Here is a 26,654-nt window from a genome sequence, read left to right as displayed (position 1 = left end):
CCACCGGCGCGTTTTTGTTTCTGCGGTACGCAGCAGCCGTGTGGGCCCATCCCAAATCCAGCTCATTCGCGCTACTGTTGACCGGTGCAAATAATGGAAGAAACGGCGCGTGCTGTCGCAAGCCCCTGCATCAACGTGTGCAAGCTGGATCGCAACCGGCTGTGCGCCGGCTGCGGGCGGCATATCGACGAAATCGCACGGTGGTCGTCGATGAGCGACAGCGAGCGCACCCACATCCTGCAGCGGGTGTTGCCACTGCGCCAACAGCTGCAGCAGTCGCTGCGAGGCTCGCTGGCCGATCACGAGCGCCTGCTGCGCGCGCTGCATCCGCTGGCCGAACCGCCGGCAGGTGACGGCTGGAACCGTAGTGAACTGGATGACCTGCTGCCCCCGGGCCCACCGGTCGAGGCGGCCGTGCTGGCCGGCATCGTCCCGCGCGCCAACGGTGCGCAGGTGATCCTGACCCGGCGTACCGAAACCCTGCGGCAACATGGTGGCCAGGTCGGTTTTCCCGGTGGCCGTACCGAGCCGGATGATCGTGATGCGCTGGCCGCAGCACTGCGCGAAAGCCAGGAAGAAATCGCATTGGCGCCGACGCAGGTGCAGGCACTGGGTTATCTCGATCCGTTCGTGACCATCACCGGCTACCGGGTCACCCCGGTGGTAGCGGTGATCGATCCGGATTTCGTGGCGGTACCGCAGCCCAGCGAAGTGGCCGAGGTGTTCGAAGTGCCGCTGGACTATCTGATGGCCGCCGACAACCTGCGCCAGGTCGAAATCAACCATCGCGGCCGCGTCCGCCATGTCCTCGAATACGGCTGGCCCGGCCAGCGCATCTGGGGCGCCACTGCGGCCATCCTGTACAACCTGCGTCGCCGCCTGGAGCAAGTGCAATGAAGCCGACCGATCCGCCGTGGACCACCCTCGTCGATGTTGCGACCCTGGCTGCGGTGCTGGGCGATGGGGTACGCGTGGTCGATGCCCGCGCGACCGCAAGCACTGCCGTACGCGTGGTCGATGCACGTGCATCGCTCGCCGATCCGCAGGCGGGCAATGGCCTCTATGCGCAGGGACACATTCCCGGTGCGGTGCATGCCGATCTCAACCGCGACCTGTCCGACCTGACGCGGGTCGGACATGGGCGCCACCCGTTGCCGGACAGCGATGCGTTCGCCACACGGCTGGGGCAATGGGGCATCGGCCCCGACACGCAGGTGGTGGTGTATGACGGCAGCGATGGCAGCATGGCCGCTGCGCGACTGTGGTGGCTGCTGCGCCTGATCGGGCACACGAAGGTGGCTGTCCTTGATGGCGGCATCGCTGCCTGGCAGACCGCCGGCCAACCGCTGGCGACCGGCAGCAGCGAGGTCGCGGCGTTGCCCGCATATCCGGGGCGTTTCGATACCAGCCAGATTGCCAGCGCTGAAGAGGTCGAGTCGCGCCTGAAGCATGCTCCGGGCTGGCTGGTCGACGCCCGCGCAGGCGAGCGTTTCCGTGGCGAGGTGGAGCCGCTGGACCCGGTCGCCGGCCATGTGCCGGGGGCAGTCAATCGACCGTTCGCATTGAACGTGCTGGACGGCCGACTGCGCGACGCACAGGAACTGCGCGCCGAACTGCAGGGCGTGATCGGCAACCAGGACCCGCAGCGCGTGGTCCTGATGTGTGGCTCGGGTGTGACCGCCTGCCATCTGCTGCTGGCGATGGAAAGTGCGGGCCTGTCCGGCGCGCGCATCTATGCCGATTCCTGGAGTGGCTGGGTCAGCGACAGCAGCCGCCCGGTGGCTACCGGCGCCTGAGCGAAGCGGGCAGATCGATTTGACGTTCATCCACGCATGGCGTGGATCTACTGGCCACCGGTTCATATCCGGGGCAGAGCCCCCTGAGTCAGGGGGCGGCCGCGAAGCGGCGGGGGTGTGGGAGCTGGTAAGCGGGGCCCGCGGTTCGCGCAGCGAAGCGTGGGAGCGACAGCGCGTATGCGATGGCGTGTACCCAGGGCGCAGCCCTGCCGGCCCTCATCCCAGCGGCTGCAGCGGCACCTTGGCCAGGATCCGCGGCCACGGGAACAACGGGCCCGGATCCCGCTTGCGCGCCACGGTCACGGCCGGGTCGTCACTGGCAGGTACCTGCTCCAGGTCCAGCTGGTCGTGGCCGGCGATCTGCCGCAGCGAGGGGTAGTGCGCCACCAGCGCCTGCAGCAACCGTTCCAACGCCAGCAGCTGCGCTTCGGTGTAGGGCTCGTCCATCGCTTGGTGTCGGCTGTCGAGCCAGTGCGGGTAGCGCCCCGAATTGACCAGTTCGATGCCCACCGAATCGGCATTCATGCCGCGCACGTGGTGGGCGATGCGCTCCGGCGCCACGTACTGCACCACGCTTCCGTCGCGGTCGATGTAGAAATGCCCGCTGTTGCCGGCACCGCTGTCGTACAGCACGCGCTCGCCGTACTCGCGGGCGGTGGCCAGGTCGGGCAGTTCGGTGCAGTGGATCACCACCATCGCCAGGCTGGATGGATCGCGCACGGGCAGGCGGTCGTGGTAGGGCAGCGGCTGCAGCTGCAGGCCGGGCAGGAGCGGGTTGGGCATGCGGCGATGCTAGCATTGCCGAATGAAACTGCCTTCCCTTCTGCTGTCGGTCCGCTCCGTGGGAGCGCACGCATGAGCCGCGGTCACTGCATCCTGTCGCACGGTTTCGAGAGCGGCCCGGAGGCGACCAAGGTCACCGCCCTGGCCGAGGTCGCCGAGCGCCTGGGCTGGACCCATGAGCGCCCCGATTACACCGACCTGGACGCGATGAGCGAGGTCAGCCGCGTTGGCGACGTGCGCACCCGCCTGCAACGCCTGATCGAGCGCACGGCCGCGGCCGCTGCGCAGGGGCCGGTGGTGCTGGCCGGCTCCAGCCTGGGCGCCTACATCTCGGCCATCGCCTCGCTGCAGGTGCCGGTGGCCGGCCTGTTCCTGATGGTGCCGCCCACCACGATGGGTCCGATGCCGGCGCTGGACGCCGCGCCGGTGCCAACCACGGTGGTGCAGGCCTGGCATGACGAGGTGGTGCCGGCCGCCGGGGTCATCGCCTGGGCGCAGGCGCGCTCGGCGCAGCTGCTGCTGGTGGACGACGGCCATCGCCTGGTACACCACGTGGAGGCCTCCGCGCAGGCCTTCGAGCGCCTGCTGCGGCAGCTGTGAAGCCCGGGCGCACGGCGCGCCCGCCCGCATTGACTACAATGGCAGCCCCGCCGCCCCTGGCGCGGGCCTGCCGGCCGTGCCTACGGCCCTCCCTTCCGAATGGCCCGGCCCCCTGCCGTGCCTGACCACCTGCGAACCGATCCCGTGAAATTTTTTGTCTCCTGCGCCAAGGGCCTGGAATACCTGCTTGCCGATGAGCTGTCGGCCCTCGGCCTGGAAAAGGCCACTGCCACCATCGCCGGCGTCAATGCCGATGGCGAACTGGATCAGGCGCTGCGGATCGTCATGTGGTCGCGGCTGGCCAGCCGCGTGCTGTGGCCGATCGACGAATTCGAATGCCCGGACGAGCAGGCGCTGTATGACGGCGTGCGCGCGCTTCCGTGGCACGAGCACATCAAGCCGGAGATGACCCTTGCGGTGGACGCGCATGTGTCCGGCGACAAGATCACCCATGCCCGTTTTGCCGCGCAGCGGATCAAGGACGCCATCGTCGACCGCATGCGTGACGAAGGGCTCGAGCGCCCCTCGGTCAACACCGATCTGCCGGATGTGCGCGTCAACCTGTCGCTGCGCAAGGGCCGCGCCTCGCTGTCGATCGACCTCGGTGGTGGCCCGCTGCACCGCCGTGGCTGGCGCGGTGCTGCCCATGACGCGCCGTTGAAGGAAAACCTGGCTGCCGCGCTGCTGATGCGTGCACAGTGGCCGCGCCTGCATGCTGCCGGTGGCGGCCTGCTGGACCCGATGTGCGGCAGCGGCACCCTGCTGATTGAAGGCGCGCTGATGGCCGCCGACGTCGCTCCCGGCCTGATGCGTCATGGCAGCCTGCCGCCGAGCCGCTGGCTGGGCTTCGACAAGGCGGCCTGGAAAACCATCCAGAGCGAAGCGCGTGATCGCGAAGCGGCCGGCTTGGCCGCGCTGAAGCCGGTCGTCCACGGCAGCGACATCGACCCGGTGGCGATCCAGGCGGCACGCGAGAACGCGGAAGTGGCCGGCGTCGCCCATGCCATCCGCTTCACCCGCGCCGATGTGGCTGACCTGCCCACCCCGGAGCAGGAGATCGGCGCGGTGGTCTGCAATCCGCCGTATGACGAGCGCCTGGCCGCCGATCCGGCGCTGTACCGCAAGCTGGGCAATGCCCTGCAGAAGGCGGTGCCGCAGTGGCGCGCCAGCCTGCTGTGCGGCAATGACGAACTGGCCTTCGCTACCGGCCTGCGTGCGGGCAAGAAGTACCAGATGTTCAATGGTGCACTGGAATGTGCACTGATCGTCTGCGATCCGATCGCGGTGCCGGGTCGCGATCCGGCACAGGTGCGCGAGCTGAGCGAAGGCGCGCAGATGGTAGCCAACCGCCTGCGCAAGAACCTGAAGAAGTTCAAGAGCTGGCGCGCGCGCGAAGGCATCACCTGTTTCCGCGCCTACGATGCCGATCTGCCGGAATACGCAGCGGCCATCGATGTGTACGAGGAAGACGGCGGCCAGCGCCGCACGTTCCTGCATGTGCAGGAGTACGCCGCACCGGCCGCGATTCCCGAGAACGACGTGCGCCGTCGCCGCAATGAACTGCTGGCCGCTGCGCGCGAGGTGTTCGGCGTACCGCCGGAACAGGTGTCGATGAAGTCGCGCGAACGTGGCAAGGGCGGCAGCAAGTACGGCCGTTTCGAGCAGCGTGATGAGTTCCTCGTGGTACGCGAGAACAACGCGCTGCTGCAGGTGAACCTGTTCGATTACCTTGATACCGGCCTGTTCCTCGACCATCGCCCGCTGCGTCGCCTGATGGCCGAGCAGGCGCGCGGCAAGCGTTTCCTCAACCTGTTCTGCTACACCGGCGTGGCCAGCGTGCAGGCGGCGGTGGCCGGTGCGGCCAGCACCACCAGCGTCGACCTGTCGGCCACCTACCTGCAGTGGTGCTACGACAACCTGGCCTTGAACGGGCAGGGCGGCAATCAGCACCTGCTGGTGCAGGCCGATGCAATGGCATGGCTGGAAGGCGATCGCGGCCAGTACGACGTGATCTTCTGCGACCCGCCGACGTTCTCCAACTCGGCCCGCGCCGAGGACTTCGACGTGCAGCGCGAACAGGTGAAGATGCTGCGTGCCGCCGTCGCACGACTGGCGCCGGGTGGCGTGCTGTACTTCTCCAACAACTTCCGCCGCTTCAAGCTGGAAGAGAACGCCATCGCCGAATTCGCCCAATGCCGCGAGATCAGCGCCAGCACCATCGGCCCGGATTTCGAGCGCAACGCACGCATCCATCGTGCGTGGGAGCTGAAGCGCCTGGCGTGAACCGACGTCTGGGGTCGGATCCCCTGCGCCTAGCGCAGGGGCTCTGACCCCATCAAGGTCGGTAGATCCACGCCATATGTCGATGGCGGTACGTACCTGGGGTCAGAGCCCTTGCGCTGCACGCAAGGGATCCGACCCCGGCGGCTTCTGCTACAACAACGCCACCACCAACCCGATTACCGGCAGCGCGACCGCCAGCGGTGCGATCCATTTCGGCCGGTACGGATACAGCGCGAACGCCAGCACGATGCCACCCAGCGTAAGCGCGCCGAGCCACAGCACCGGGCCCATCGCCCAGCCCTGGTCGACCACGCACAGGGCGAACGCCACGGTCAGCAGCACCCAGCCCAGCACCCGCCATTGCATGCGCCGTACCGGTGACGCCGCTGCCTTGCCGTGCAGCTCCTGCTGGTGCTTTTCCATCGCCAGCGACAGCGCGGTGAACGCTGTGAACGACAACCCCAGTACCAGCAGCATCATGCGCTGGCCTCCGCTTCCACTGCATCGGCCGGTGCCTTCGTCGCTGCAGTGGCGGCCGCGCGCTTCTTCTTCTCGGCGGCACTCAGCGGCGGCGTCCAGCGCTGCATGCGCCAGCCGCACAGGGCCAGCATCGCGCCGAAGGCGATCATCGACAGGTCGAAGCCGGCCAATGCCCAGTCACCATTGAACAGCGTCACACCCAGGTGTGCGTGGGTGGTCAATGCGTTCACTACCGGGATCAGCGCGAACGCGGCCGCGCCGATGTACAGCTGCCACGCCCACATCATCCGCTTGGGCCAGATGAAGGCCGCCAGCAGCGACGCGCCCCACGCGTAGAAGAATACGTTCGCCTCGGCGTTGGAGCGTTCGGCCAGGCCCAGCGGCAGCAGCCGGTTGCCCCAGAAGTAGGCGGCAAAGGCGATCGGCAGGCCGGCCACGGCGCCGATGTTCAGCGCATCGACCAGGCGCAGGCCGAAGCCGGTGCGACCGCTCTTGGCATGCTTCGGGCGCTCCTTCACCGCCCACAGCACCACGCCGCTGGCCACCATCAGGCAGCCGGTCAGGCCGGACAGGAAGAACAGGGCGCGTACGCCCCAATCGGCGAAGCGTGCCAGGTGCAGGCCATAGAGCACGCCACGGGTGGCGGTGGCGCCACCGGAAGGCGGGGTTTCCTGCAGCAGTGCACCACTGACCATGTCATAGCGCAGCGCGGGTGTATCGATGGACAAACGCTTGCCGTCGCGCTGGCGGATGTCGATCACCGCATTGGCAGCACCGGGGTTGGCAACGCTGAAACCAGCGACCTCGGTTCCGTGCCAGTGCGTGCGGGCACTGTCCAACAGCTGCCGCAGCGGTAGCGGTGCAGCCTTGCCTTCGGCGGGCGCGGTGACTTCGGGCAGGCCACCGAAGGCCTCCGCGTAGAAGGCATCCTGGTCGGTGCCGTAGGCCGCGTTCACTCCCCACGGCAGGTACATGATCATCAACGTGACGATGCCGGTGTAGGTGATCATCGCGTGGTAGGGCAGGGCCATCACCGCGCTGACGTTGTGGAAGTCCAGCCAGGAGCGCAGGCCCTTGTCCTTCCGGAAGGTGAAGAAGTCCTTGAATATCTTCTTGTGGGTGATCACGCCGGTGATGATCGCCACCAGCATGAACATCGCGCAGAAGCCCACCAGGTAGCGCGCCCACAGCACGGGAATGTAGTGCAGGTCGAAATGCAGGCGGTAGAAGAAGTCGCCGCCACGGGTCTCGCGGGCCTTCAGCTCGGTGCCGGTGTTGGGATCCAGGGTGGCATCGCCAAAGGCGCCGCGGCGTCCCTTGCTCGGATCGGCCAGTGCCTCTGGCAACCGCCAGAACATCTGCATGGCCGGATTGCGCGGCTGCGGCAGGGTGACGAACCAGCTCTCGGCCTGGGGGGCATTGGCCAGCAGGTAGTCGGCCGCGCGCTGCGCCGCCTGGTCGGTGCTGACCGCGCTGCGCGGCAGTTCCGGACGCATCCAGCGGCTGATTTCCTCGCGGTAGTAGCTGGCGGTGCCGGCCATGAAGATCAGCAGCAGCAGCCAGCCGACCAGCAGGCCGGTCCAGGTGTGCAGCCAGGCCATGGATTGGCGGAATCCATTCTTCATGCCCACGCTCCCAGCAGGCGCGAAACGCCGGCCATCAGCAGGGTGGGGGCGAGAATGCCGACCCAGGCGCGCAGCGCACTGCGGGTGGCGAACGCCCACAGTGCCGCACAGGCGGCGACCAGGATCGCCAGCAGCATGCCGGTCAGCACAGCCTGGCCGCGCGCGCCCGGCAGGGCCAGCGCACAGAACACGGTGGTCATCGAGGCAAGCGCGTAGCCGCCGAAGATGGCGGCAAGGGATCGGGACAGCACGCCCCATCGCGGGTTGGCGAAGAAGGTGCTGAGGCGGGGGCTGGCGGTTGCGGGCGAGCGGTCCACGGCGGTCCTGCAGGTTGAATGAAAGAGGACCGGCGCACCGAAGCGCGCCGGGGTTGGCCATCCGTGGCCGGGGCCGGTCGCAGAACCGGCGCCATCCATCAGATCGTCAGAGCTTCCAGCGCAGCGTCATCATCACGTTGCGCGGTTCGCCCCAGTACACGCCGTCGTAGAAACCGACGCGGTTGTAGTACTTCTTGTCCAGCAGGTTGTTCACGTTCACCTGGGCGGTGAAGTTCTCGTTGAAGCGATAGCCGGCCGACAGGTTGAGCAGGTAGATGTCACCCTGTTCGATCGCCACGCGGTCGCGCTTGCCGCTGACCAGGAAGTCCTCGCGCGGCTTGTTGCTCAGGCTCCAGATGCCGCTCTGCCAGGTCGCGCCGCCACCGATCCAGAAGCGGCCTTCGGCACCACCCGGGCGCCAGCTGGCGTTGAGGCGGAACAGATCGACCGGAACGGTGGTGTTCTGGCGAACGCCCAGCGCATTGCGGCTGACGGTATGGGTGAACCCGGTCGACAGGTTCCAGTGCTCGCCCAGGCTGCCCTGTGCTTCGATTTCCCAGCCCTTTACCTTGTTGCCCTTGCCGGTGGAGCGGTAAGCGCTGATGCCACCGGGCAACGAGTTCTCCGGCACCGAATCATCGAGCTCGGCGACGTTGTCCTTCTCGCCCTTGAACACCGCGACCGAGGTGTTGAGCAGGCCATCGAAGAACTCGGCCTTGAGCCCGGCTTCCCACATGTCACCGACGACCGGTTCGAGGTAGTTGTTGGCCTTGTCGCGGTAATTCTGCGGCTGGAAGATGTCGGTGTAGCTGACGTAGCCGCTGAAGTAACGGTTGAAGTCGTAGATGAAGCCAGCGTACGGCGTGAGTGAGTCGTCCGGCTTGTAGCCGCCGCGGCGGGTATCCGTCAGACGGCCGGCGGCGTCATGGGTGTAGGTCCAGTTGCGCGTTTCCCAGCTGCCGTAACGGGCGCCGAGCACGGCGGTCAGCGGCTCGGCCAGCTGCAGGCGCGCGGCCAGGTAGGCGGCGCGCTGGCGCAGTTCGTCCTCCGATGCGAGATAGCCCAGGCGGGTGACCTGCAGCGGCGCGACGTCGCCGTTCCAGCTGCGCCAGTCCGGCACACGCTCGTAGTTGGCAGGGTAAGCGGCGGTTTCACTCGCAGGCACTTCACCCTTGCGCACCGACTGGCCGAAGCCGAACACCAGTTCGTGTTCGCGGCCGAACAACTGGAACGGACCGCCGACGTTGAAGTCGAACACCTGCATGTCGCCGTTTTCACCGAAGCTGCCGACGAAGGCAGAGATGCCGCTGCCATCGGCATGCGGGTAACCGGACGCGCCATACCAGACCGCGCCGTCGGTCTCGCGCTTGGAGCGGGTGTAGGCGAATTTCGCGGCCCAGCCGTGGCCCAGCTGCTGTTCCAGGCGGGCGAAGGCGCTCTTTTCGATGATCGGCCAGCTGCTCCAGCGCGCCGACAGGTTGGTCGAGCGCGGCAGGTTGGCCGGCTTGCCATCGGCGCCCCAGTACGGCACCACGCCCCAGGTCACGCCGGTGGTGCGCGGCGACTGGTACTCGTAGCCGGCTTCCAGCAGGGTGGTGTCGGTGATGTCGGCCTGGACGATGCCGTAGAAGACGTCCTTGTCCAGCTTGTACACATCGCGGAACGAATCGCTCTGCTGCTTGGCGGCGACCACGCGGGCGCGGATGCGGCCATCCAGGGCGATGGGGCCGCCGAGGTCGGCTTCCAGGCGCTGGTTGCCCCAGCGGCCGAGCGTGAGGTTGGCGCTCATCTGGAACGTATCGGTGGGGCGCTTGCGGACGAAGTTGATGGTGCCCGATGGATCACCGGCACCGGTGGTCAGGCCGGTGGCACCACGCACCACTTCGATACGGTCGTAGATCACGCTGTCGGTGTTGGTCTTGATGTAGCCACCGAAGGTGTTGAGCATGCCATCGACCTGGAAATTGGTGATGTTGTACCCGCGCGAAACGTAGTTGATGCGTTCGCTGTCGGTGACCGACACTGCTACGCCGGTGACCTGGCCCATCACATCGGACAGCGAGAACAGGCCCATGTCGTCCAGCCGCTGCCGGGTCACCACGGTCATCGACTGCGGGGTGTGGCGCAGCGACAGGCCGAGCTTGGTCGCCGTGCTGGCCCGCTTGACGGTGTAGCTGTCGGCAATGTCGCCATCGGCGGTTACCTGGACGGTGTCCAGGGTGCGCGCAGATGGGTCGGCAGAACCTTCCTCAGCGTGTGCCAACGGTGCGATCAACAGTGCGGTCACGGCCAGGGTCAGCAGGGTTGGACGGGGAGTAATCAGGGACGAAGCCATCGGTGCGATTCCATGCAGGACAAAAAACAGGCGATGGCAAACGCACCCATGGCAGCCATGCGCTCCGCGCACGTCGCCCAGCGTGATTCCCATCGACGGTGCGCCACCTGCGGCAGGCAGGCGACCCAGTGGTCGGGGGATGTACACGGGCGAAGGGGCGGGTGGGCGCGTGCTTCCGTGCCCCGCTTGGCTAAGCGTACAACCGATCAGTAAATGATAGGCATTCGCATTTCGTTAAGCAAGCGTGACAGCTTCCCTCATCCACGCGTGGCGTGGATCTACTGGCCAGGACTCCGGAATCTCAGCCTAGAAACGGAACAACACCGTGGCCGCGTGCAGCAGCAGGCCGATCAGGCCGCCCACCAGGGTGCCGTTGAAGCGGATGAACTGCAGGTCGCGGCCCACGCTCAGTTCCAGCTGCTCGACCAAGTGGCGTTCGTCCCAGCTCTTCACGGTCTGTGCGATATGGGTGGTGACGCCCTCGCGCAGGCGCCCGGTGAGGCGCTGTGCGCCTTCCAGCAGGTGCTGGTTCAACGCCTCGCGCAACGCCGGGTCCGATTGCAGGCTGTCGCCCAGCGAGGCCAGGCTGCGCTGCAGATGGCCGACCAGGGCCGAGTCCTCGCGCTGCAGATCGCCGCGCAGGCTGGCCTGGATGCGCGACCACAGGCCCTGTACGTACTCCTGCAGGGCAGGGTGGTCGATCATTTCCTGCTTGAGCTGCTCAATGCGCTCGGCCAGTGCCGGGTCTTCGCGCAGGCGCTGCATGTAGTTGCCGAGCCACTGCTCGTAATCCTGGCGCAGCGGATGCTGTGGCTCGGCCAGCACCTGCTGCAGTTCTTCCAGCACCGCCCGTGCCAGGCGTTCGGCAAGGTTGTCGCCGATCTCATCGATCGGCTTGATCCAGTTCACCGTGCTCGACAGCGTCGGCCATTCGCGCTGGATGTAGCGCACGATCAGCTGCGAAGCGCGTTCCCTAACTTCCGGCTGTTCCAGCCAGCGCCCCAGCCGTTGCAGGCCTTCGTCCAGCACCCGCTGGTGGCGGCCATCGGCGGTCAGCAGGCCCAGCAGTTCGCCGGCGGTGGCCGCGGCATTCCACTGCCGCAGCTGCTGCACCACGAAGCTGTGCAGCTGCCGCCGCACCGCAGCTTCATCGAAGAAGTCCAGCGCCTGCAGTGCCCAGCCACGGGCCATGTCGGCCAGCATCCGCGACCGCGCGGGATCGGCCAGCCAGCTGCCGAGGCGGCTGGCCGGGTCGAACACCTGCAGCTTGGCCAGCAGCACCGTCGGTTCCAGGAACTGGTCGCGCACGAACAGGGCCAGGCTGTCGCCGATGCGTTCCTTGCTGCGCGGAATGATCGCCGTATGCGGAATCGGCAGGCCCATCGGCCGCCGGAACAGGGCGACCACCGCGAACCAGTCCGCGAGTGCGCCGACTGCGGCAGCCTCGCAGAAGGCCGAGACCCAGGCCCAGATGCCGCGCTCACCCTGCCAGTGGCTGACCGCGAAGCCGGCCAGCATCAACAGCAGCAGGCCAAGGGCGAGGGCTTTCAGGCGCCGCAGCTGAGCGCGGCGCGGATCGATGGCAGACGTCATGCCTGAAGTCTACCCGCAGGCCGGTGACGCCTACCTGTAGAGCCGAGCCCATGCTCGGCTGCTCTTTGCCGCGCGCAAGGCAGCCGAGCATGGGCTCGGCTCTACAGCGGCGTGACGCGATCGGTTACAGCGCTTCCAGCTGCTTTCGCAGGTGGGCCAGCTGCGCGCGCAGGGTGTCGTTCTCGCGGGTCAGGTTCACCACGCGACGGCGCAGCGCCGGGGCATCCTCGCCCAGCTGCTCCAGCGCAGCCAGTACCTCGGCATCGCGGCTGGCGATCTCATCCTCGTTGGCTTCTTCGAAGTCCATTTCCGGCGACTCCGTTTCCGGCTTCGGCGCGCGCGGCTTGCGCTTGGATTCACGCACACGCTTTGCAGCCTGCTTCAGTTCATCCTTGCCACCGGCGGCAGCGGCGCGCTGCTCTTCTTCCGGCAGGTCAGCCACGGCAGCAGCGGCGCTGATCGAGATCATGCCGGCCTTCACCGCTTCCACCACCTCGGCCGCGGCCTGGGCGTGGATGCGCTCGATCATGCCGACCTGGCTGGTGCTCAGCTTGGCTTCGCGGGCCAGTTCGGCACGGCTGATCTTCGGCGCCGGTTCCCACGGCGGGCTGTCCTCGCCGGCCTCGTCGGCAGGCTCGGCGGTGCCGTCACTTTCCCGCTGCAGCTGCGCCTGCTCGACCTGCTTGCGGGCGGACAGGATGTCGCGCTTGCGCAGGGCCAATACGCCGCGCTGGAAATCGGAGACGCTGCGCCGTCCCAGATGCTGCTCGATCATCCACAGGTGCACGTCTTCCATGCTCTGGAAGCGGGTGTTCTGCACGGTGTTGAACGGCAGGTCATGCTTCTGGCAGATGCCGAAGCGGTTGTGTCCATCCACCAGCACCTCGCCCCACAGCACCAGCGCATCGCGGCAGCCTTCGGCGAGGATGCTGCGCTCCAGCGCCTCGTGTTCGTCCGCGGTGAGCGGGTCGATGTAGGCCTTGAGTTCTTCTTTGACGACGATGTTCATGGGCACGGCAACGGGCAGGAGCGGAACCGCCCATTGTACCCGCTCGCCACCACCGTCCCGGCCTCAGGCGGTGGCCCGGATCATCTCGCCCAGGGTGCCGGTGATCTGGTCGATCTGTGCCTTGTCCACGATCAGCGGCGGTGACAACGCGATGATGTCGCCAGTACAGCGCACCAGCAGGCGCCCGTCGTGGAAGCAGCGGCGGAACACCTCGTAGCCACGGCTGCCGGGTGCGTCCTTGCGCGGCGCCAGCTCCACCGCACCTACCAGGCCGAAGTTGCGGATGTCGATCACGTTCGGCAGCCCCTGCAGGGCATGCAGGCGCTCCTGCCAGTACTCGCCCAGTTCGATCGCACGCTCGAACAGGCGTTCCTCGGCGTAGACGTCCAGCGTGGCCAGCGCCGCGGCGCAGGCCAAGGGGTGGCCCGAATAGGTATAGCCATGGAACAGCTCGATGGCCTGTGGCGGACCCTGCATGAAGCTGGCATGCACGCTGTCGCCGACCAGTACGCCACCCAGCGGTACCGCGCCGTTGCTGGCGCCCTTGGCGAAGGTCAGCAGGTCCGGGGTGACCCCGAAACGCTGTGCGGCGAACGCCATGCCGACCCGGCCGAAACCGGTGATGACTTCATCGAACACCAGCAGGATGCCGTGCTGGTCGCAGATCTCGCGCAGGCGCTGCAGATACCCCGGTGCCGGCAGGATCACGCCGGCCGAACCGGCGATGGGCTCGACGAACACGGCGGCAATGGTGGAGGGATCGTGCAAGGCGATCAGCCGTTCCAGATCGTCGGCCAGCTCGGCACCCTGGCGCGGCAGGCCCTTGCTGAAGGCATTGCGTGACAGGTCCAGGGTGTGCCGCAGATAGTCCACGCCGCCGAGCTGCAGGCCGAACTGGCGGCGGTTGTTGGGCAGCCCGCCCAAGGCCATGCCGCCGAAGCCGACCCCGTGGTAGGCCTTCTCGCGGCTGATGAAACGCGTGCGCTGGCCTTCGCCGCGCAGGCGGTGATGGGCCAGCACGATCTTCATCGCCGAATCCACCGCCTCCGAGCCCGAGCTGGTGAAGAACACGTGGTTGAGCCCGGCCGGGGCCAGCGCCGCCAGTCGCTGCGCCAGGGCGAAGGCCGGCGGCGAACCCATCTGGAAGGCGGGCGAGTAATCGAGCGTGGCGGCCTGCTCGGCGATCGCGTCGACGATGCGCCGGCGCGCATGCCCTGCATTGCAGCACCACAGGCCAGCGGTGCCATCAAGGATGGCGTGCCCATCCACGTCTTCGTAGTGCATGCCCTCGGCGCGTACCAGCATGCGCGGCGCGCCCTTGTACTGGCGGTTGGCAGTGAACGGCATCCAGTACGCGTCCAGTGAATCGGGGCGCTGGGTGGCCAGGTCGTGCAGGTCGCTTGCAGGGGTTTTCATGCCGGCTCCATCGGGTCCGATGGTTGTGACTCTAGCGCAGCTGCGTCACGGATCTGTCGGCGGGCACGGCCCGGTACGGGCGGGATGTGCACGTCACGGCCCGGTAGCGGCCGCGTCGGTATAACGGCGGACAGTCGATACGCGGAGGACCCCATGACCCACTTCCCCGACCGCAGCCACTGGCAGGCCCTGTCCCGCCGCGTGGCGATTCCCGGCCAAGCGTTCATCGATGGCCGTTACATGGATGCCGCCAGCGGTGCGCGCTTTGATTGCATCAGCCCGATCGACGGGCGCGTACTGGGCGCGGTGGTCGACTGTGATGCGCAGGACGTGGACCGTGCGGTGGCCTCGGCGCGCCGCGCGTTCGAGGCAGGCCACTGGTCGCAGGCCAGCCCTGCCCATCGCAAGCGCGTGCTGCTGGCACTGGCAACGCTGGTGGAGACGCATGCCGATGAGCTGGCCCTGCTGGAAACGCTGGACATGGGCAAACCGATCCGCGATGCGCGTCGCATCGACCTGCCTGGTGTGGTGCGCTGCCTGACCTGGACCGCCGAAGCGGTGGACAAGCTGTATGGTGAAATCGCGCCCACCGGGCCGCACGAGCTGGGCCTGGTGACACGCGAGGCCGCAGGCGTGGTGGCGGCCATCGTGCCGTGGAATTTTCCGCTGTTGATGGCCTGCTGGAAGATCGCGCCGGCATTGGCGATGGGCAACTCGGTGGTGCTCAAACCCTCTGAGCGCTCGCCGCTGAGTGCGTTGCGGTTGGCCGCACTGGCGGCCGAAGCGGGTTTGCCCGAGGGCGTACTGAACGTGCTGCCGGGCCACGGTTCACGCGTGGGCGAGCCGCTTGCGCTGCACATGGATGTGGACGTGCTGGCCTTCACCGGCTCCACCGCTACCGGCGCGAAGCTGCTGGAGTACGCCGGTCGTTCCAACCTCAAGCGGGTCTGGCTGGAATGTGGTGGCAAGAGTCCGCACGTGGTGTTCGCCGATGCACCGGACCTGGATGCGGCGGCCAAGGGCGTGGCGCAGGGCATCTTCTTCAACCAGGGTGAAGTCTGCACGGCCGGTTCGCGGTTGCTGGTGCAGCGTGCGATCCGCGATGACTTCGTGCACCAGGTGATCGCCTATGGCCAGCGCATGCAGCCCCGCCATCCGCTGGAGGCAGATGCACCGATGGGGGCGCTGGTCGATGCCGCGCATGTGGACAAGGTGCTGGCCGACATCGCCCGGGCCGAAGCCGATGGCGCGCGCCTGCTGCTGGGCGGCCAGCGTGCCGAGGTGGAGGCGGGCGGTTGTTATGTGCAGCCGACGGTGTTCGACCAGGTGCGGCCGGAGCAGGCGCTGGCCCGCGAGGAAGTGTTCGGCCCGGTGTTGGCCGTGCTCGGCTTCGACGACGAAGCCGAGGCCGTGCGCGTGGCCAACGACAGCCGCTACGGGCTGGCTGCCGGCCTGTGGACGCGGGATCTCGGTCGCGCCCATCGCGTGGCGCGCCAGCTGCGTGCGGGCAGCGTGTGGGTGAACGGCTGGGACGGCGGTGACATGACGGCGCCATTCGGTGGCTACAAGCAGTCCGGCAACGGCCGCGACAAATCGCTGCATGCCTTCGACAAGTACAGCGAGATGAAGGCCACCTGGATCCAGTTGTAGCGCCGAGCCGCGCCGCGCCCGGCTGCCTTTGGTAGACGCCAACCTTGGTTGGCGCCGGGCAGATTCATCCACGCATGGCGTGGATCTACTGTAGAGGCGGCATGGTGGGATTCATCCACGCAGAAAGAATTCATTGGCGTCGGTGTCGCCTGAAACCATTGCCCCGGGGGGACCGTCAAGCGTGGCAGAATCGGTCGATCCGCCGTTACCCGCCTTGCCGATGTCGACGATCACCGCTGCCGCGCCACCCGTGAATTCTCCCCGCCGTGTCCTGCTGGCCAGCCTGATCGGCACCACCATCGAGTTCTTCGACTTCTACATCTACGCCACTGCCGCGGTGCTGGTGTTCCCGCACCTGTTCTTCCCGGAAAGCAGTGACCAGGCCGCATTGCTGCAGTCCCTGGCGACCTTCGCGGTGGCCTTCATCGCGCGCCCGGTCGGCTCGGCGGTGTTCGGCCACTTCGGTGACCGTATCGGCCGCAAGGCCACACTGGTGGCTGCATTGCTGACCATGGGCCTGTCCACGGTCGCCATCGGCCTGCTGCCGACCCATGCGCAGATCGGCCTGTGGGCGCCGGCGCTGCTGGCCCTGTGCCGCTTCGGCCAGGGTCTGGGCCTGGGAGGCGAGTGGGGTGGGGCGGTGCTGCTGGCCACCGAAAACGCACCGCCGGGCAAACGCGCCTGGTACGGCATGTTCCCGCAGTTGGGTGCACCGATCGGCTTCCTGCTGTCAGCGGGCATCTTCCTGCTGCTCGGTCGCTGCCTGGGCCAGGACGATTTCCTGCAATGGGGCTGGCGCATTCCGTTCGTGGCCAGCGCACTGCTGGTCGGCCTGGGCCTGTGGGTGCGCCTGAACATCCATGAGACGCCGGATTTCAAACGCGCGCTGGAGCGCAAGGCGCCGGTGCGCCTGCCGATGTGGACGGTGCTGCGCGACCATCCGCTGCCGATGCTGCTGGGCACGCTGGGTGCATTCGCCACCTTCGTGCTGTTCTACCTGATGACAGTGTTCAGCCTCGGCCACGGCACCGCCGTGCTGGGATACAGCCGCGAACAGTTCCTGCTGATGCAGATGGTGGCGATGCTGTTCTTCGCCGCCGGCATCCCGCTGTCGGCACGTTACGGCGACCGCTGGGGGACACGCCGCACGATGGCCATCGCCAGTCTGCTGATCATCGGCTTCGGCGTGCTGTTCGCACCGTTGTTCCAGCCCGGCAGCCCGTGGCTGGTGCTGACGTTCCTGTGCCTGGGCCTGTTCCTGATGGGGCTGACCTACGGCCCCTGCGGCACCTTCCTGGCCGAGATCTACCCGGTGGAGGTGCGCTACACCGGCGCCTCGCTGTCGTTCAACCTGGCGGGCATTCTTGGTGCAGCGCCGGCGCCGTACCTGGCGACCTGGCTGGCCGAGCGATACGGGCTGGTCGCGGTCGGCTACTACCTGTGCCTGACCGCGGTGGTCACGTTGTGTGCGCTGCTGGCACTGCAGCGCCGCCAGCACTGATCAGCCGAAGAAGCGCTTGAGCGTGCGGCCCAGCCAGCCGCCGCTCTGGTGTTCGCGGGCAAACTGGTTCAGGTGCTGCTTGACCTGTTCGGCATAGGCCTGGTCGTCGCCGCGGATGTGGTTGAACAGCCAGCGCGAGAGCATGGTGCGCAGCTCGTCACTGATGTCCTCGCCGGCCTGGAAGCGCATGCGGTATTCCGATACCCGCTTGATGAAGACCTCATGCACACGTTTGTGCGCGGCGCAGAACGGATAGCCCGCTTCCTCCATCAGCTCTTCTTCGAATGCGAAGTGCGACATGGTGTAGTCCACCACCTCGTCGATCACTTCGCCTACCGCCGCGCGCTGCAGGCTGGTCTGCGCCACGTGCAGGTGGTTGAGCATCTCGATGATGCGGCGGTGTTGTTGATCGATCACATCGATGCCGATGTTCAGATCGTCCTGCCAGACCAGTAGTGCCATCCCCGGCTCCCCTTCATGCTGATGTCGGGGCCGACTGTAGAGGCGCCGCCCGCAGGCGGCGTTGATCTGGATCAAAGCATGCCGGTCAGGACAGCGCAGCCTCGCGCGGACGCAACGGGCTGGCCACCGTGGTGCAGCTGACCCGGTTGCGGCCGCCGGCCTTGGCCAGGTACAGCTGGCGATCGGCCTCGGAAATCAGCCGGTGCAGGGCATCGCGCTGCGGCCGCAGGCAGCACAGGCCGATGCTGACCGTCATGCGCAGGGTGGCGCTGCCGATGTCCACTTCCAGCGCGGCGATGCGCTGGCGCAGCTCCTCGAAATAGAGCAGCGCTTCGTCCTGTTCCATGTCCGGCACCAGCAGGCAGAATTCCTCGCCGCCGAAGCGCGCGATCAGGTCCTGGCTGCGCGCGTGGTCGCCGACGGCACGGGCTACCGCACGCAGCGCATCGTCACCGGCTTCGTGGCCGTGGGTGTCGTTGATGTGTTTGAAATGGTCGATGTCGATCATCGCCACCGCCACGCACTGGCCATGCAGCTGCAGTTGCGGCAGCTGGCGCTGGCTCTGTTCCAGGAAGCAGCGGCGGTTGGGCAGGCCGGTGAGGAAATCGCGGGTGGCCAGGTCCTGCAGCGTGCCGATCAGCTCCAGCTGGTCGACGTTCTGCGACACACGGCAGAAGAACTCTTCGCGCGAGAAGGGCTTGCGCAGGAAGTCATTGGCGCCGTTCTTCAGGAAACGCGGGATCAGCGACGCATCGGTATTGCCGGAAATGCCGATCACCGCCACCTTGTCGCGCGAACGCAGGGTGCGCAGGCGACGGGTGAACTCCACGCCCTGCATGCCCGGCATTTCCTGGTCGACCACGGCCAGGCGGATCGCCGGGTGGGCCTCGATCGCCGCCAGGCCTTCGTTGCCATCGGCCGCTTCGTACACCTCGTGACCGTACATGCGCAGCAGGGCGGCGGCATAGCCACGCGCGGACGGCGAGTCGTCCACCACCAGCGCGGCGATGCGCCGGTTGCGCTCCAGGCGCTGCACCAGCCAGACCAGATAGTCGATGCTGCCCGGGGTGTTCTTCAGTACGTAGTCGATGATCTGCTGCTGCAGCACGCGCTTGCGCAGGTCCTCGTCATACACACCGCTGACCACCACGGTGGGCAGGTTGCGCTTGAGGAAGAACTCGACCACCGCGTCGCGGTCACCATCGGCCAGCACCAGCCCGGTCAGGACCAGGAACCAGCCGTCCTCGGTGCTGAGCAGCCGGTCGGCCTCGGCCAGCGAGCTGGCCACCACCACCGGCAGCTCCAGGCGTTGTTCGATTGCCTCGCGCAGCATGCCGGTAAACGCGCGCGAGTTTTCCACCAGCAGGATCCGCTGAGGCAGGGGATCGGTCAGGTCGCCATCCAGAGCGGCCTGCGACAGGACGGGCATGATGCGGTGGCTCATGTGGGAAAGTCTTGGCACGGATAGCGGCGGTTTCGGGCGTAACTTTAGGACGAAAACGTCCATGCCCGTCGCTTGGCCAATTGATTGGACAGGAAGCGGTTAGTATCTGCTGGAGGTTCCCGACGTTAACTTCGACCTGGAGGTCATTGTGCGATTTTCATGTTTTGGTGCGGCTACTGGATTTCTGATGCTTGCCGCTGCCCCGGCAATCGCGGGCGGTCCGTCGGATTTCCATGGAAAGCCGTTGGCTACGGCTGGATTGGGGCAGGCCAGTCCGGCCGCGATCAATCTCAGCCAGGACCCCAGCTGGCAGCTGTATGGATTCCAGCGTGACGGCATCACCTATCTGCAGGTGAATGACCTGCTCGGAAATGTGCAGCTGATCATCGGCAATGCAGGAGGCACCTACTGGGTGCTGCCGGCAGGCAACAACGCAGCCCGGGTTTCGCTGCCCCAGCAGCAGATCCAGATTCCGGCAGGTGCCAGTCGCTCGCAGATCTACAGCGGCAGTGATTTCTCGCTGGTGCGCTATCGCAGTGGCGGCGACGTCATCTGGTCGGTGGAAACACCGTAAAGACGGTGAAGTGCGCAGCGGCGTCGGGATCTCCCACGCCGCTGCGTTTGCCGCGATGGATGTGGCCGAAGCACGATATGCGGCAAGGGAGGCCCTCGGCGGATACCGGCCGTCAGGTCTGGGTCTGCGAGTTTCCCTGCCCGAAGGCCGTCACGTGATCCATTGGGTTGAACGACGCCAGGCCGAGGGCAGCGGAATCACCCGTTTCCACCATCGCCATCCGTATCCGGTTCCGATGGCACTGCACCGTTCCACCATAGGCAATCGTCCGGCCAGCCAAGCGCTCCACTGTGGCGGTGACGGTGGACGGTGCCAGGCTGCGATATGAATCCAGCAGTGCGACCGTCATCAGGATGCCGCGGCGCCCGCCTGCCTGGCCGCAACGCACGCGGATGCGGATCTGGCCTGATTCACTGTTGATCAACAGCGAAACGGCATCGGTGAGGGCGCGATAGGCGGCCAGCTGCAGGCCGACACTGAGCTGACAGGGATCGCCGAGCAGGCGAGGGCGCATCACCCGATGGCTCAGGTCCCAGGTTTCACGTACGCCGCCGGCCTGGAGGGCGACATAGAGCCCAAGATGTTCCAGCGCTGCGGGGTAGACCATGCTGGTCTGTTCCCGGAACTGTCGCGAATGGACCGAAGCCATGTGCAGGAGACTGTTCGCTATCGTGGGATGGCCCTGAGCATTGAGCCAGTTCACCACCTCGCTGAGCGAGGTGTCGATGCCGTCCCCCAGCTTCCTCAGGTGCCGGGCGCGCTCGCGGAGATCAAGCTCGCTTGCCACCAGTGAATTACGCGCATGCTTGAGCGCATCCTTTTCACCCACTTCGCCCAGTCTCGAACGGTGGTAGTAGTGGGTGATGCGCGAGCCCAGCACCAGCAGCGCGGCGCCGGTGACCGCCATGATCTGCTGGGTTGCGAAGGCGGCTGGATCGAACGCACCCGTGTAGGGGCTGGGCGTGGTCAGGCCAATGATCAGGTTGAGCGAGGGCACGCCGATCGCCGCACCTCGCCAGCCGTACAGGCAGGTAAGCACGACGACCGGCAGCGCCATCAGCAGCTGCATCGACGTCTTGGCGTTGACTTCGTCCAGGGGCAGCTGTGCGGCATACAGGCCAATCATCGCCATCAGCGTCAGGGCAGCGAGTGCAGGCGGGGCGAAACCCGACGTCCATCGGGCGTTGCTGGTCCGTCGTGTCCACAGCAATGCGAGTGGCGCAAGGGTCAGAATGCCGATGAAGTCGCCGACGACCAAGCGCGCGATGCTGGCAAGTACCGGCATCTCCGGTGGTGTCGGCCACAGAAGGTGTGCCAGCACCAGATTGAGCGCCGTGACCACCAGCGCCGACGCCGCCGCGACTGAAATCAGCCACGCGTTCTTCGTGTTCAGCATCATCTTCCGGTGCAGATGCACGATCAGCATCACGGCAGGCATCAGCAGTGCCGAACCCAGCACGATCCAGGCCAGCCCATACTTCTCGATCATTGGCACGCGCATCTGCGCAAAGTAGGCATATTCGCCCAGCAGCAGATATGGCCACCAGCGAGGGGGGAACAACAACACTGCAGCGACGCGGACGCCGGCAGGCAGATAGAACTGGTCGAGCGACAACTGGCGCGACGCCCAGCATGCGACGGCGTACAGCAGCGCAAGGACCAGCCCCGCCGGGCGGATACGCAACTTCAACTGCAGGCCTTCATTCCACCAGTTCAATCGCACTACCCCTTCACAGTACGTTCCCTGTCAGCATCCATTCGCCGCGGGACCCGGTTCTTACCGACGGTATCGACACACGTTCGATTATGCAATCGCCTCAGTGGTCTGCCCGACAAGTGGGAAAGTCATCACATGATTACCTGCGGCGACGAGTTTCACAGTTTTCGGGGGACGGTATATTCAGCTCGCTTCCCGATGACTCACCACAGCGCATCCCGCAGTTTGTACCAGGACATGGCCGCTACCAGCAGCGGCATGCGCAGCAGGCGTCCGCCGGGGAAGGGCGCATGCTGCAGGCGCTGGAACACGTCCAGACGCTCGCTCTGGCCCGCAATCGCGGCGGCGATGACCTCGCCGGCCAGCCCGGCCGCTGCCACACCGTGGCCGGAGAAGCCCTGCGCGAAGTACAGATTTCCATCCAGCCTGCCCCAGTGCGGGGCGCGGTTGCGGGTGATATCCACGTAACCGCCCCAGACCTGCTGCAGCGGAATGTCGGCCAACTGCGGGAACACCTGGTGCATGCGCCGCTGCATCACCCGGTGCAGGCCGGGCGGGGGCAGCGCGGAATAGCTGGCACGGCCGCCGAACAACAGGCGGTGGTCATGGCTGAGGCGGAAATAGTCCAACGCCCAGGCGGTATCGGAGACCGCCATGTTGTTGCCGATCAGGGCCTGTGCGCGCTCGGCACCCAGCGGCGCGCTGGCGCCGATATACGTTCCGACCGGCATGATGCGCCGTTCCAGCTCAGGCACCAGCCCCTGCAGCAGGGCGTTGCCGGCCACCACCAGCTGCGGCGCGCGCACGCTGCCGTGGTCGGTATGCAGCACCGCGTGTGCACCACGTTGAATGCGCGTTACCGGCGACTGTTCGTGGATGACCACGCCGGCCGCGCGCGCGGCATCGGCCAGCCCACGGGCGTAGGCCAGCGGATGCAGGTGCGCGCTGAGCGGGTCGAACATCGCCGCGCGGTAGCGCGGGCTGTCCAGCTGCATGCGCAGGGTATCGCGCGGCCACCACTGCATCGGGTAGTCGTAGTGCTGCTGCAGATGCTCGCAGTTGGCGCGCAGGTCCTGCTCGTGGCGTGCGCGGATGGCGACGCTGGCGTGGCCCTGCACCCAATGGCAATCGATGCCATGCCGGTCGATGCGCGCGCGCATCGCCTGTACCGCGTCACGCGACCAGTCGAACAGGTGGCGTGCATCGTCCCGGCCGAGCTGGCGTTCCAGCTCGTCCACCTCACACCCGTAGCCCACCAGCGCCTGGCCACCATTGCGGCCAGAGGCTCCCCAGCCGATCCGTTGTGCCTCCAGCAGCACCACCCGCTGGCCGCGCAGGGCCAGTTCCAGTGCGGCGGTGAGGCCGGTATAGCCGGCGCCCAGTACCGCTACATCGGCCTGCAGCTCACCGCGCAGTGGCGGCAACGCGGGCGTTTCGGGCAGGCTGCTGGCGTACCAGCTGGGCGGGAAGGCGGCGCTCACCGGCGGCCTCGCAGAAGCGGGAAAGGGCGTCGGAGCGGGGGAGGACGGTCGGGCTTCACGCCGATAGTTTGGCCCAAGCGGAGCGCCCGTGGTGTGAGGGCAGCGGCTTGCCGTTGCCAGTGCCGGGCGGGTAACGTGATTGCACGCCAAGGAGTTTTCCCATGCGCCGCCTGCCCTGGGTGGGCCTGCCCACCGACAGCACCGTGCTCGGCCATCATCGTTTCGCGGTGGCCGGGGAAAAATATGTGCGTGCCTTGGTTGACGCTGCGCAGGCAACGCCACTGGTGCTGCCGAGCCTGCAGCCGCCGCTGCCGGCACGCGACTGGTTGCAGGGCCTGGACGGCCTGCTGTTGACCGGCGCGGTCAGCAACATCGAGCCGCAGCATTACGAAGGGGGCCGCACCTGGGAGGGTAACCTGCACGACACGGCCCGCGATGCCACGGCGTTCGCCCTGCTGCACGAGGCGCTGGCGATGGATCTGCCGGTGCTGGCGATCTGCCGCGGATTCCAGGAATTGAATGTGGCGCTCGGCGGCACGCTTCATCCGCAGGTGCATGCGGTGCCTGGCCTGACCGATCATCGTGAAGACCCGCAGGCGCCGGTGGAGGTCCAGTATGGGCCCGCTCATGCGATCACCCTGGCCGATGGCGGTTGGCTGGCACAGTGGTCTGCCGGCGATCGGGTACAGGTCAATTCGGTGCACGGGCAGGGCATCGCGAGACTGGCCGAAGGCCTGCAGATCGAGGCCCGGGCCGATGATGGCCTGGTCGAAGCGGCACGCAGCCAGCGCCATCGATTCGTGCTCGGCGTACAGTGGCATCCGGAGTGGCGTGTCATGCAGACGCCGTTCTATCACGCTATTTTCCGTGCGTTCGGCCAAGCTTGCCGGCAGCATCAACAGAATCGACTGGAATCCCCATGAGTTCGCGAACGCGCCCGCGCAAGACGGCTACGCCCACGCCACCGCAGGAAAGCAGCCTGCTGCGCTGGCTGAAGGAGCGGCGCATCACCGAGGTCGAATGCCTGGTTCCGGACATCACCGGCAATGCGCGAGGCAAGATCATCCCGGCCGACAAGTTCTCGCACGATTACGGCACGCGCTTGCCGGAGGGCATCTTCGCGACCACGGTCACCGGCGAATTCCCGGACGACTACTACGACCTGACTTCGCCGTCGGACTCGGACATGATCCTGCGCCCCGATCCGGACACCGTTCGCATGGTGCCGTGGGCGACTGACCCGACTGCGCAGGTCATCCACGACTGCTACACCAAAAACGGCGAGCCACACGAACTGGCCCCGCGCAACGTGCTGCGCCGGGTGCTGGATGCCTACACCGAGCTCGGCCTGCGACCGGTGGTTGCGCCCGAGCTGGAGTTCTTCCTGGTGCAGAAGAACACCGATCCGGATTTCCCGCTGCTGCCCCCGGCTGGCCGCTCGGGGCGCCCGGAAACGGCGCGGCAGTCGTACTCGATCGACGCGGTCAACGAGTTCGACCCGATCCTCGACCTGATGTACGACTACTGCGATGCGATGAAGCTGGACGTGGACACGCTGATCCACGAATCCGGCGCGGCGCAGCTGGAGGTCAACTTCACCCACGCCAACGCGATGGATCTGGCCGACCAGGTGTTCCTGTTCAAGCGCACCATGCGCGAGTCGGCGATGCGCCACGGGGTGTATGCCACCTTCCTGGCCAAGCCGATGGAGAACGAGCCGGGCAGTGCGATGCACATCCACCAGAGCCTGCTGCGGATCAGTGATGGCCAGAACGTGTTCACCGGCGAGCACGGCGGTGAGGATTTCAGCCCGCTGTTCGCCCACTACCTGGCTGGCCTGCAGAAATATGTGCCGATGGCCATGGCGTTCTTCGCGCCGAACGTGAATTCCTACCGGCGCCTGGTGTTCGGCGAAGTCTCGCCGAGCAACGTGCACTGGGGCTTCGACAACCGCACCTGCGGCCTGCGGGTACCGTTGGATACGCCGGAGAACATGCGGGTGGAAAGCCGCTTTGCCGGCTCCGATGCCAACCCTTACCTGGCGATGGCCGCGACCCTGGCCTGTGGCCTGCTCGGCATCCGCGAGCGCCTCGCGCCGGATGCACCGGTGACCGGCAGCGCCAAGGAGCTGGGCTACGACCTGCCGCGTTCGCTGGGTGAAGCACTGGACGGGCTGGAGCAGTGCAGCGAGCTGCAGGCATTGCTCGGCGAGCGCTTCTGCCGCGCCTACATCTCGGTCAAGCGCAAGGAATACGAGACGTTCTTCCGCGTGATCAGTTCGTGGGAACGCGAGTTCCTGCTGCTGAACGTGTGAAGGCCGCGAATAGAAAAATCCGTCGCCGGGGGGTAGGCTGGCACCCGTCGCCGGCCCGGCCGGCCCCCCTTTCCGCATTCTGGAGCACCCGATGAAGCTGCGTATCCTCACGCTCGGCCTGGCCTCCGCCATGCTTTCCGCCTGTGGCGGCGGCAACGGCGGCGGACAGGACAGCAAGGTCCTGAACGTCTACAACTACAGCGACTACATCGCCGAAGACACCATCCCGAACTTCGAGAAGCAGAGCGGGATCAAGGTCACCTACGATGTGTTCGACAGTGACGAGATGGTCGAGACCAAGCTGCTGGCCGGCAACAGCGGCTACGACGTGGTGGTGCCGACGCTGAACTTCTTCGGCCGGCAGATCCAGGCCGGTGTGTTCCTGCCGCTGGACAAGTCGAAGATCCCGAACCTGGCCAACCTCGACCCGGCGGTGATGAAGCGCATCGCCACCCAGGATCCGGGCAACCAGTACGGCGTGCCGTACATGATCGGCACCACCGGCATCGGCTACAACGTGGACATGCTGAAGGAGCGTTTCGGTGGCAGCGCCGACATCGCCAACAGCTGGGACCTGGTGTTCAAGCCGGAAAACATCAGCAAGATGAAGGACTGCGGCGTGACCATCCTGGACACGCCGGCGGACATGATTCCGATCGCGCTGCACTACCTCGGCCTGGATCCGCACAGCGGCGATCCGGCCGACCTGCAGAAGGCGGCCGACCTGCTGAAGTCGATCCGTCCGTACGTGCAGAACTTCCACTCCTCGCAGTACGTTGGCTCGCTGGCCAACGGCGGCACCTGCCTGGTGGTGGGCTGGTCGGGTGACATCATCCAGGCCCGCGACCGCGCGGCCGAAGCCAGCAATGGCGTGCACGTGGCCTATTCGATTCCCAAGGAAGGCGCGCCGCAGTGGTTCGACATGCTGGCGATTCCGAAGGATGCCAAGCATCCGGAAGCGGCCTACGCGTTCATCAACTACCTGCTGGAACCGAAGGTGGCCGCGGCCAACACCAACTTCATCCACTACGGCAACCCGGTCCCGACTGCGACCCCGCTGGTGGACGAGGCAATCCGCACCGACCCGACCATCTATCCGCCGGCCGACGTGGCCGAGAAAATGTTCACCTATTCGATCAACACGCCGGAGACCGACAAGCTCTACACCCGGCTGTGGACCGAGGTGAAGACCGGCAGGTAAGGGCCGGCTGGCAGGTGGGTGCCGGCCGTTGGTCGGCACGCTTTCCCGGCAGGGCCGACCAACGGTCGGCACC

At 66.6% G+C, this 26,654-nt stretch carries 22 protein-coding genes; 10 read left to right on the top strand and 12 right to left on the bottom strand.

The annotated features are described in order from the left end of the window. Positions 1 to 93: 93 nt before the first annotated feature. Positions 94 to 897 (top strand): CoA pyrophosphatase, encoded by an 804-nt coding sequence (locus tag AC27VL_RS02950; protein WP_100464395.1) that lies wholly within the window; start codon positions 94 to 96, stop codon positions 895 to 897. Then, a complete protein-coding gene (locus tag AC27VL_RS02945) occupies positions 894 to 1,796 on the top strand; it encodes a sulfurtransferase (protein WP_180164234.1) in 903 nt (300 codons plus the stop codon). Before AC27VL_RS02950 ends, AC27VL_RS02945 begins: the two co-directional genes overlap by 4 nt. Positions 1,797 to 2,012: 216 nt before the next feature. Here AC27VL_RS02945 and AC27VL_RS02940 read toward each other — a convergent pair whose 3' ends face one another. After that, positions 2,013 to 2,579 (bottom strand): N-acetylmuramoyl-L-alanine amidase, encoded by a 567-nt coding sequence (locus tag AC27VL_RS02940; RefSeq protein WP_488765503.1) that lies wholly within the window; start codon positions 2,577 to 2,579, stop codon positions 2,013 to 2,015. Positions 2,580 to 2,651: 72 nt separating this feature from the next. Here AC27VL_RS02940 and AC27VL_RS02935 point away from each other — a divergent pair, with 72 nt between their 5' ends. Further along, on the top strand, positions 2,652 to 3,179 hold the full coding sequence (locus AC27VL_RS02935) for an alpha/beta hydrolase (protein ID WP_488765502.1): 528 nt from the start codon (positions 2,652 to 2,654) through the stop codon (positions 3,177 to 3,179). Between the two features lie 144 nt (positions 3,180 to 3,323). Next, a complete protein-coding gene (rlmKL, locus tag AC27VL_RS02930; protein ID WP_488765500.1) occupies positions 3,324 to 5,462 on the top strand; it encodes a bifunctional 23S rRNA (guanine(2069)-N(7))-methyltransferase RlmK/23S rRNA (guanine(2445)-N(2))-methyltransferase RlmL in 2,139 nt (712 codons plus the stop codon). Positions 5,463 to 5,612: 150 nt separating this feature from the next. On the opposite strand, the gene AC27VL_RS02925 is transcribed toward rlmKL, so the two are convergent. From AC27VL_RS02925 to aptA, 7 genes are all read right to left on the bottom strand, one after another. After that, positions 5,613 to 5,942, bottom strand: coding sequence for a DUF3325 domain-containing protein (locus AC27VL_RS02925; protein WP_100552051.1), 330 nt, complete (start codon positions 5,940 to 5,942; stop codon positions 5,613 to 5,615). Then, complete coding sequence (locus AC27VL_RS02920; protein ID WP_488765499.1) at positions 5,939 to 7,567, bottom strand: PepSY-associated TM helix domain-containing protein; 1,629 nt, start codon at positions 7,565 to 7,567, stop codon at positions 5,939 to 5,941. Before AC27VL_RS02920 ends, AC27VL_RS02925 begins: the two co-directional genes overlap by 4 nt. Continuing rightward, the gene (locus tag AC27VL_RS02915) at positions 7,564 to 7,884 is read right to left on the bottom strand and encodes a DUF3649 domain-containing protein (RefSeq protein ID WP_089239947.1); all 321 of its coding nucleotides are present in this window, start codon (positions 7,882 to 7,884) and stop codon (positions 7,564 to 7,566) included. Before AC27VL_RS02915 ends, AC27VL_RS02920 begins: the two co-directional genes overlap by 4 nt. A 106-nt stretch (positions 7,885 to 7,990) precedes the next feature. Further along, positions 7,991 to 10,219 carry a TonB-dependent siderophore receptor gene (locus AC27VL_RS02910; RefSeq protein ID WP_488765498.1) on the bottom strand — a complete coding sequence of 743 codons (2,229 nt, stop codon included), beginning with the start codon at positions 10,217 to 10,219 and terminating at the stop codon, positions 7,991 to 7,993. A 306-nt stretch (positions 10,220 to 10,525) separates the two neighbouring features. After that, a complete protein-coding gene (locus AC27VL_RS02905; protein WP_488765497.1) occupies positions 10,526 to 11,812 on the bottom strand; it encodes a DUF445 domain-containing protein in 1,287 nt (428 codons plus the stop codon). A 124-nt stretch (positions 11,813 to 11,936) separates the two neighbouring features. Next, on the bottom strand, positions 11,937 to 12,821 hold the full coding sequence (locus AC27VL_RS02900) for a ParB N-terminal domain-containing protein (RefSeq protein ID WP_089239953.1): 885 nt from the start codon (positions 12,819 to 12,821) through the stop codon (positions 11,937 to 11,939). A 63-nt stretch (positions 12,822 to 12,884) separates the two neighbouring features. Further along, positions 12,885 to 14,237: an omega-aminotransferase AptA gene (gene aptA, locus AC27VL_RS02895; RefSeq protein WP_488765496.1), complete on the bottom strand. Its 1,353-nt coding sequence runs from the start codon at positions 14,235 to 14,237 to the stop codon at positions 12,885 to 12,887. A gap of 153 nt (positions 14,238 to 14,390) precedes the next feature. Between aptA and AC27VL_RS02890 the strand changes: the two genes are divergently transcribed. Both AC27VL_RS02890 and AC27VL_RS02885 read left to right on the top strand, forming a co-directional pair. Then, positions 14,391 to 15,887, top strand: a complete 1,497-nt coding sequence (locus tag AC27VL_RS02890; protein ID WP_488765495.1) for an aldehyde dehydrogenase — start codon at positions 14,391 to 14,393, stop codon at positions 15,885 to 15,887. A gap of 220 nt (positions 15,888 to 16,107) precedes the next feature. After that, complete coding sequence (locus AC27VL_RS02885) at positions 16,108 to 17,388, top strand: MFS transporter (RefSeq protein ID WP_100552058.1); 1,281 nt, start codon at positions 16,108 to 16,110, stop codon at positions 17,386 to 17,388. On the opposite strand, the gene AC27VL_RS02880 is transcribed toward AC27VL_RS02885, so the two are convergent. Further along, on the bottom strand, positions 17,389 to 17,850 hold the full coding sequence (locus AC27VL_RS02880) for a bacteriohemerythrin (RefSeq protein WP_025875341.1): 462 nt from the start codon (positions 17,848 to 17,850) through the stop codon (positions 17,389 to 17,391). A gap of 85 nt (positions 17,851 to 17,935) precedes the next feature. Continuing rightward, complete coding sequence (locus AC27VL_RS02875) at positions 17,936 to 19,279, bottom strand: diguanylate cyclase (RefSeq protein WP_089239961.1); 1,344 nt, start codon at positions 19,277 to 19,279, stop codon at positions 17,936 to 17,938. Positions 19,280 to 19,481: 202 nt separating this feature from the next. Between AC27VL_RS02875 and AC27VL_RS02870 the strand changes: the two genes are divergently transcribed. Beyond that, positions 19,482 to 19,868, top strand: coding sequence for a hypothetical protein (locus tag AC27VL_RS02870; protein ID WP_223880014.1), 387 nt, complete (start codon positions 19,482 to 19,484; stop codon positions 19,866 to 19,868). A 112-nt stretch (positions 19,869 to 19,980) separates the two neighbouring features. Here the strand turns inward: AC27VL_RS02870 and AC27VL_RS02865 are convergent, their stop codons facing one another. After that, entirely contained in the window at positions 19,981 to 21,591 is a 1,611-nt protein-coding gene (locus tag AC27VL_RS02865; protein ID WP_243381702.1) for an MASE1 domain-containing protein, read from the bottom strand. Positions 21,592 to 21,788: 197 nt separating this feature from the next. Beyond that, entirely contained in the window at positions 21,789 to 23,066 is a 1,278-nt protein-coding gene (locus tag AC27VL_RS02860; RefSeq protein WP_100552061.1) for an NAD(P)/FAD-dependent oxidoreductase, read from the bottom strand. 161 nt (positions 23,067 to 23,227) lie between these two features. Between AC27VL_RS02860 and AC27VL_RS02855 the strand changes: the two genes are divergently transcribed. The 3 genes from AC27VL_RS02855 (at position 23,228) to AC27VL_RS02845 (ending at position 26,581) form a co-directional block, all read left to right on the top strand. After that, positions 23,228 to 23,989, top strand: coding sequence for a gamma-glutamyl-gamma-aminobutyrate hydrolase family protein (locus AC27VL_RS02855; RefSeq protein WP_100552062.1), 762 nt, complete (start codon positions 23,228 to 23,230; stop codon positions 23,987 to 23,989). Further along, the gene (locus tag AC27VL_RS02850) at positions 23,986 to 25,380 is read left to right on the top strand and encodes a glutamine synthetase family protein (RefSeq protein ID WP_089239973.1); all 1,395 of its coding nucleotides are present in this window, start codon (positions 23,986 to 23,988) and stop codon (positions 25,378 to 25,380) included. Before AC27VL_RS02855 ends, AC27VL_RS02850 begins: the two co-directional genes overlap by 4 nt. 91 nt (positions 25,381 to 25,471) lie before the next feature. Further along, positions 25,472 to 26,581, top strand: coding sequence for a polyamine ABC transporter substrate-binding protein (locus AC27VL_RS02845; protein WP_100552063.1), 1,110 nt, complete (start codon positions 25,472 to 25,474; stop codon positions 26,579 to 26,581). The last annotated feature ends 73 nt before the right edge of the window (positions 26,582 to 26,654 follow it).

Source organism: Stenotrophomonas sp. 14P6.2.3, assembly GCF_057799055.1.
The sequence above is the reverse complement of the archived record's forward strand: the minus strand, read 5'-3'. Positions and strand labels throughout refer to the sequence as shown.

Bases quoted from the DNA above. Each gene is read 5' to 3' on its own strand.
- AC27VL_RS02950 (WP_100464395.1), top strand. From the start codon at position 94: ATGGAAGAAACGGCGCGTGCTGTCGCAAGCCCCTGCATCAACGTGTGC.
- AC27VL_RS02945 (WP_180164234.1), top strand. From the start codon at position 894: ATGAAGCCGACCGATCCGCCGTGGACCACCCTCGTCGATGTTGCGACC.
- AC27VL_RS02940 (WP_488765503.1), bottom strand. From the start codon at position 2,579: ATGCCCAACCCGCTCCTGCCCGGCCTGCAGCTGCAGCCGCTGCCCTAC.
- AC27VL_RS02935 (WP_488765502.1), top strand. From the start codon at position 2,652: ATGAGCCGCGGTCACTGCATCCTGTCGCACGGTTTCGAGAGCGGCCCG.
- AC27VL_RS02925 (WP_100552051.1), bottom strand. From the start codon at position 5,942: ATGATGCTGCTGGTACTGGGGTTGTCGTTCACAGCGTTCACCGCGCTG.
- AC27VL_RS02920 (WP_488765499.1), bottom strand. From the start codon at position 7,567: ATGAAGAATGGATTCCGCCAATCCATGGCCTGGCTGCACACCTGGACC.
- AC27VL_RS02910 (WP_488765498.1), bottom strand. From the start codon at position 10,219: ATGGCTTCGTCCCTGATTACTCCCCGTCCAACCCTGCTGACCCTGGCC.
- AC27VL_RS02905 (WP_488765497.1), bottom strand. From the start codon at position 11,812: ATGACGTCTGCCATCGATCCGCGCCGCGCTCAGCTGCGGCGCCTGAAA.
- AC27VL_RS02900 (WP_089239953.1), bottom strand. From the start codon at position 12,821: ATGAACATCGTCGTCAAAGAAGAACTCAAGGCCTACATCGACCCGCTC.
- aptA (WP_488765496.1), bottom strand. From the start codon at position 14,237: ATGAAAACCCCTGCAAGCGACCTGCACGACCTGGCCACCCAGCGCCCC.
- AC27VL_RS02890 (WP_488765495.1), top strand. From the start codon at position 14,391: ATGACCCACTTCCCCGACCGCAGCCACTGGCAGGCCCTGTCCCGCCGC.
- AC27VL_RS02885 (WP_100552058.1), top strand. From the start codon at position 16,108: ATGTCGACGATCACCGCTGCCGCGCCACCCGTGAATTCTCCCCGCCGT.
- AC27VL_RS02880 (WP_025875341.1), bottom strand. From the start codon at position 17,850: ATGGCACTACTGGTCTGGCAGGACGATCTGAACATCGGCATCGATGTG.
- AC27VL_RS02875 (WP_089239961.1), bottom strand. From the start codon at position 19,279: ATGCCCGTCCTGTCGCAGGCCGCTCTGGATGGCGACCTGACCGATCCC.
- AC27VL_RS02870 (WP_223880014.1), top strand. From the start codon at position 19,482: ATGCTTGCCGCTGCCCCGGCAATCGCGGGCGGTCCGTCGGATTTCCAT.
- AC27VL_RS02855 (WP_100552062.1), top strand. From the start codon at position 23,228: ATGCGCCGCCTGCCCTGGGTGGGCCTGCCCACCGACAGCACCGTGCTC.
- AC27VL_RS02850 (WP_089239973.1), top strand. From the start codon at position 23,986: ATGAGTTCGCGAACGCGCCCGCGCAAGACGGCTACGCCCACGCCACCG.
- AC27VL_RS02845 (WP_100552063.1), top strand. From the start codon at position 25,472: ATGAAGCTGCGTATCCTCACGCTCGGCCTGGCCTCCGCCATGCTTTCC.